Raw genomic sequence first — 6,105 nt, forward strand, 5'->3', positions numbered from 1 at the left:
TAAATAAATCTTATAAAACTATCAATTTACTCTTGACTTTTTATTTGCAGGCTTTTGTTAATGAGTTTTGTAAAACTCCTATTCTATAAAACTAATAAACACATTACCCGCTTCTTCAAACATTTTGGAGCTATCTTTGTAGCCTTCCTTCCACGTTCTACCAAGTCCCGGATCAACCATAGTAATATTGAATTCATCATATCCAGTAATTAATACTGGCTGCCCATTATTTTTCATAGCAATGACTGCTCTACCTTCACTTACATAATAAAGAACTTGATCTAGTGTACTTCCAGTTAAATTAATTGGTTCTTTCTTCATGTACTGTGTTAGTATATCCATAATAGAACCCTTTTTATCCTGAATTTGATCTACTGTAACATTCACTCCTGAATTAGCTATAAGCATCTTGGCACAAGCTTTCTTACTACTTAATCCACTACTTGTGTAAACAGGTGTAATACTACTTATACTTGCTCTTGTTGCTTTTTTACCACGTTCCCAAATAACTTTAAAATCTTGATTAAGGACTGCACCCATCTTTTTATCTGCTAACACAATCGCATCTCCTGCATTATCGTACACTTGTGAGGCTTCGCCTAACCCATATACATAATAGATTTCTCTGTTAATGCGATCAATATCAAGTCGTAATGTTTTATCTTCCTTAATTACTGTGTTAACTGTTGACTTCACAGTCGGCTTCTTATCTAGAATAATAGTACTTGGAAGAGCAAGGTATAATTCCGTTAACATCTTATCAGTTACTCTAGTTGTTACTTCTATTTTAGATGTATTCGATTCAGACTTATTGAGGATATAATCAGATTCAGCTGAAGTATACTTCGTTTCGCTACTTGCTGATTTCTTTACCCTCTTCAATTGAATAACATTATCCTTTACCGTTACAGCCACCGTATAGTATTTCTTCATAGAATAGGTTTTTAATTCTTGTAAGCTCTTATTTACAATAGAAACCTTATACGCTGGTGCTAGAATCGTACCATCTGTATAGGTTGATATATCATCATCCTTCACATATCCATAAATCAGATTTTCATCTATTTTTCCTAAGATACGAACACTTTGTCCCTTCTTAGCTTTGATATAACTCTTTGCACCAGTTTCTAAATCAAGCAAAATAATACTAGTAGCCTTACCTGATTCACTGTCATCTTCCCACGCAATATAAGAGTCTTTTTGTGAAACCATTATGCTCTCTGGATCAACATCTTCAACAATGGTTTCTAATTTCTTAGTAGTCATATTATAAGAATATATCTGATCCTGTAACGAGAAGTAAAACACACTGAAACGATTTACATAACTAAATCCCTCTAAGTCCTGCTTCATAACATCATATGGGATATTCATAGGGATATACACCTGTTCTTCCACGCGATTATCTACCGAGTGGAAGCGATATAAAATAACCGCCGTACGTCCTTCATATTCCCCACGATTCATATATCCATATACCACAAAATCAATATTACCATCTGCGTCAATATTCAATATCTTAATATCGTGTTGATCGTAGCAATCTCTTATAAAATCTGACTTATCCTGTTCAAATGTAAATACTTTCACCATGTTATTGGCTATCATATCATAATACCACAATGTCTTATTTCGTACAAAGCAAAGTTTTGTCTCCTCCCCATCTGTCATGATTGGAAGGTCATAGGCTTCTGATACACCAATCTTTAATTCTCCTTCTTTAATACTCATGTGAGTTGGATAGAATCTAGCCTCTGCTTTTCTATCATAATATAGAAGATACATTCTTGCTGGTGTATATTTTACGCGGAAGAATTCTGAAACCGTATATTGCTCTGCACCTGAATCCGTCTCCACTTCTACTTTATATCTTAATACAAAAGATGCTGTATCTTGATTCATCTCCGTAATCTTGGTTATTACATCTGATTTAAGTTTCGGTTTTAAGTCTCCCCACATAACCATATCATAACTAGAATTGATATTGACATGGGCATAAGTAGAATTATCCATTGATGAATTCGTCTCTAGATAAGCATCAATTCCTGCGTTCTTATCTTTATTCAAGATTGCTTCATGCATCGTCTCAACAAAATCATATTTTTCATTCAAATGGGCATTCAGTATCTTTTTAATCCTTGTATAGAAATGAATCTTTTTCCCTGTAGACGTTACCGCAGTAATCTTCATCGCATATTCTGTATTCTCTTCTAACGTTTCTTTGATTTTTATCTTTGCTGTCTTATATTTATCTACCTCTGTGAGCGCGCTAATAGATCCTTGTTCTATTAATTCATACTGATTACAATCACGAATCTCATAGTTAATCTTCTTAACCGTGGTTTTCTTCTGATCAATGCTTATATTAACAGCTTGGTCACTATCTATTAAAGTGATTGTTTCGCGAATCATATTGGCATCAATATTAGTACTATATCCATGTAATGGATTCATAAGGCCTCGGTCTGTTTCTATATACATTATTGGAAATGTGGTTGCTGCCATAGTAGTGGTTGCATTACTTTCCATCTTTTCTTCTCTGATATTATTCCCCATTAAGAAAATTGATACCACAAATACTACTACTAATACTATAAATCGGTATATGTGCTTTAACATACTATTCCTTCCACCTATTTTCTTATTAACTATTTTTCTTATTAATTTTCTTACTAATTTGTGAGGTTATCTTTACATAAATTATACAACGTTGGTTCAATATGCAGATATTCTTTACACTTCATATATTCCTGCAGTAGTTCTTTTTGATTTTTACAAGAACCGGTTTTTACTGCACGTATTAAAATATTCTTTGGTGTATGCTCCATATCAATAAACTCAAGTATCTGTGTTTTATACCCTAATATCTCAAGTAAAGAGGCTCTCATGGAGTCAGTAATTAAAGCTGCCGTTCTTTCCTTGATTAAACCATATTTAAGTACGGGCTCAAGTACATCACATTGAATCTGTTTATTCACCTCATGCTGGCAACAAGGTACAGACAAAATAACTTTTGCTCCCCACATAACTGCTTTATGAAGTGCATAATCTGTAGCTGTATCACATGCATGCAAGGTAACAACCATATCTACTAAATCAACACCTTCATAGGTTGCGATATCCCCATGTAAGAATTCTAATTTGTCATATTCATATCTCTTAGCTAACTCATTACACTTTTTAATAACTTCATCTTTCAAGTCTAACCCAATAACACGTATATTATATCTCTTTACTTCATGTAAATAATAATACATTGCAAAAGTTAGATATGATTTACCACAACCAAAATCAATAATTGTTAATTCATCTTTTTGTTCCAGCACGGATTCCAAACTAGGAATAATATCTTCTATAAACTCAAGATAACGATTAATCTGCTTGAATTTATCATACTTAGCATGTACAATTTTCCCTTCTGCCGTCATAACACCAAGGTCTACTAAGAATGGAACCACTGTTCCTTCTTGTAGTAGATATTGTTTTGTACGATTATGTGTTAAGTTTTGCTTAGCTCCGACTACTTTTTGTTGCTTCTTCTTAATTGTCACTTTGCCCTTCTTGCTAATCAATATAATGTATTGGCATTCTTTTGTCCTAATTTCAACTTGTTTGAATTCTTCCGTTAACCAAACTTCTGCTTTTTGTATAATAACTTCTTTGCTGTCATTACTATGAAAAACTTGCTTTCCTTCAAACTGCTCTACTTGAAACAATAATGTCCCTTGTAAAAGAATTGGCCTTATTTTAATTTTAGTAACTCCAGCCTTTTTAACTGGATTACTTATTATTATGTCTAATAAATCTATATTTAAAGTCTCTTCAAGTACTGAGACGATGTTACTATCCATTGTTTGTTTCTCCTTTAGGGGTTTTATATTCTTGTCTCGGGTATTTCACTTTGTATCACTTATATAAGTGGCTTCTCTACTTCTATAAGTTATATTGTACCTACTTTCCCACTAATCTACAACCTAATAATTCTTAAAATACTCTTATTTTTATGGTTCTAGTATAAAGAAAGACTGCTACAAGTCTTCGTTTTAATACAACCAGGACTTGCATCAGTCTTTTATTGATAAATTATCTCCATCTACGGTATCGATATCTTCTTCTTCGATTAATCATCTCTTGAAAAAACATCGTTTGTACCATCTGACATAACCAATTTGGTGATCCATCATCACAACAGTCTATACAGCGGTTATATGGACAATATCTATCATTAAAACATTATTTAATCTCTACCTCGCTAACCTTATTATCATTTTCTTCAAAACTCATATCTTTAACCTTTTCGTAAATACGAATGATTATTCTACTAATATTGGTACGATCAGGATATTCATCAAATATACAGCTACCTGCATATTCTAATTTATCACACTCTTCTTCTATACTTTGTAATATTACTTTTGCTGCTTTTGGATACATACCCTTCATATAATCAATATCTTCATCTAGTTTATCCTCTTCCTTGTTTCTATGATTGGATTGATAGTAACTTGGTGTTTCATCTTCAAAACTATCAAAATCAGATATTTTAACTCCAATCGGCATATGATATGGATCATATCCACCCTTCTTATATTCTTCAATCAAAGAATCGAAATCTACGTCATCATCAGAAGTAACTTCCCTATAATCTTCTACCACTTCATTAACATAGTCTTCCAAATATTCTGTTGTATTCTGACGGTTTCTCTCCGTATTTGCTTTAACCATATCACGATACATATCATCATAACTCAAGTAGTTATTCGTTAAGAAATCAATGTAATCATTAGAAGTAGCACTGTATCTACTCTTATCTCTAATCATGATTTAACTCCTCAATACTATATCACTAACTAATATATGAGGGAAAAAATGATATGTGCTATTATTAACTTTCTAAAAATCTTGATTTAAAATTGGTGTTGCAACCAGTAAACTAGTTTTATTCTCTTTCTCATTATAAGTAAATGCAATGTTCACATTAATCTTATTTCCTTCAGACTTAACATAGTCACTAATTATTCCTGTATATGCGTAGATTGTATATAACTCGTCGCCTCGTTGTTCGGCAACTATATTAGCTTGTAAATCTCTTATAAACTCATCTGTAATCTCATTACGTTTCTCTACACCTAACTTACCATCGTACGTTCCTGTGAAAGTTATTTGACTCTCATAAGTTTTTGCATCTAATTTAGATGCTATCTTCTCAGCCTTTTTCTTATAAGCTAAGATACTGTTGACATCATCTTTAATTGTAAGGTCTAGTATAAGGTATCTTCTTACTACATAGGTATCTTTCTTCGTTTTCTCACGGTTTCTTACTAATTTGATAACAGTAGTCGCCTGCTCGGACTCTCTCTTCGTTAAAATTGTATCTTCTTCATCTTCACGAGTAATCTTGCATTCCTTTGTTAAACCAATCTCAGAAGACATATATTGCAATAGATTTTTTTCGTCTTCTTCACTCATATAGTCCATTCCCATATCAGCAACTAAATATAGATTGCTCTCCGCTACCACAGAATTGGCTTTAGTAAATGCATTAACTAGCAAACTATCGTCTGTAAAATGTCGATTAACAAACAACTGTGCTAAAACAGCTAACCAAAGGACAGCTACTACATACGTAATACTCTTAACCTTCTTGCTTTGCCCTTTCAATCGTTTTGGTACCTGTTTTATATTATCTAAGATTATTAATAAAAAATCATGTGATTTTTCTATATTTTCATTGTTATCATTCATAAAATTGCCCCCTTATATACTTGATCTAATTAAACTTCCTTTTGTTATATTTAAATTGTTACCATAATTTATCAATTTAAACATCTAACCTAAATTAGAAACCTAATCAATTCTGAGTTATAAAAAATACAATTTGTATGATGTCTTAGTAGGTGACAGCTAAATTTTTAATAATTAAAAATCACTTTTCTCCTTTTTATATTTAAGAATATTTTAACAAATTTAATGTTTGTTTTTTACATAATTTAGTTTATAGTGTAAGTAAATTAGTTGAAAGGGCTGGTATATATGAAAAAGAAACTATTAATAATTATCGCATTGATTTGTGCCGTTAGCACGACTTATGCACAAGAGAAAATT

General features: G+C 32.0%; 4 protein-coding genes. All 4 read right to left on the reverse strand.

What is annotated here, in order from left to right:
* Window positions 1–78 precede the first annotated feature (78 nt).
* The 4 genes from ACW2QF_RS16630 to ACW2QF_RS16645 all read right to left on the reverse strand — a co-directional run bounded on the left by ACW2QF_RS16630 (window position 79) and on the right by ACW2QF_RS16645 (window position 5,745).
* Window positions 79–2,619 (reverse strand): hypothetical protein, encoded by a 2,541-nt coding sequence (locus ACW2QF_RS16630; RefSeq protein ID WP_455717133.1) that lies wholly within the window; start codon window positions 2,617–2,619, stop codon window positions 79–81.
* A 53-nt stretch (window positions 2,620–2,672) separates the two neighbouring features.
* A complete protein-coding gene (locus ACW2QF_RS16635) occupies window positions 2,673–3,851 on the reverse strand; it encodes a class I SAM-dependent methyltransferase (RefSeq protein ID WP_455717134.1) in 1,179 nt (392 codons plus the stop codon).
* Window positions 3,852–4,233: 382 nt separating this feature from the next.
* Window positions 4,234–4,821 (reverse strand): hypothetical protein, encoded by a 588-nt coding sequence (locus ACW2QF_RS16640; protein ID WP_455717135.1) that lies wholly within the window; start codon window positions 4,819–4,821, stop codon window positions 4,234–4,236.
* Between the two features lie 72 nt (window positions 4,822–4,893).
* Window positions 4,894–5,745 carry a YwmB family TATA-box binding protein gene (locus tag ACW2QF_RS16645; RefSeq protein WP_455717136.1) on the reverse strand — a complete coding sequence of 284 codons (852 nt, stop codon included), beginning with the start codon at window positions 5,743–5,745 and terminating at the stop codon, window positions 4,894–4,896.
* Window positions 5,746–6,105 lie beyond the last annotated feature (360 nt).

The organism is Anaerosporobacter sp. (assembly GCF_965301125.1).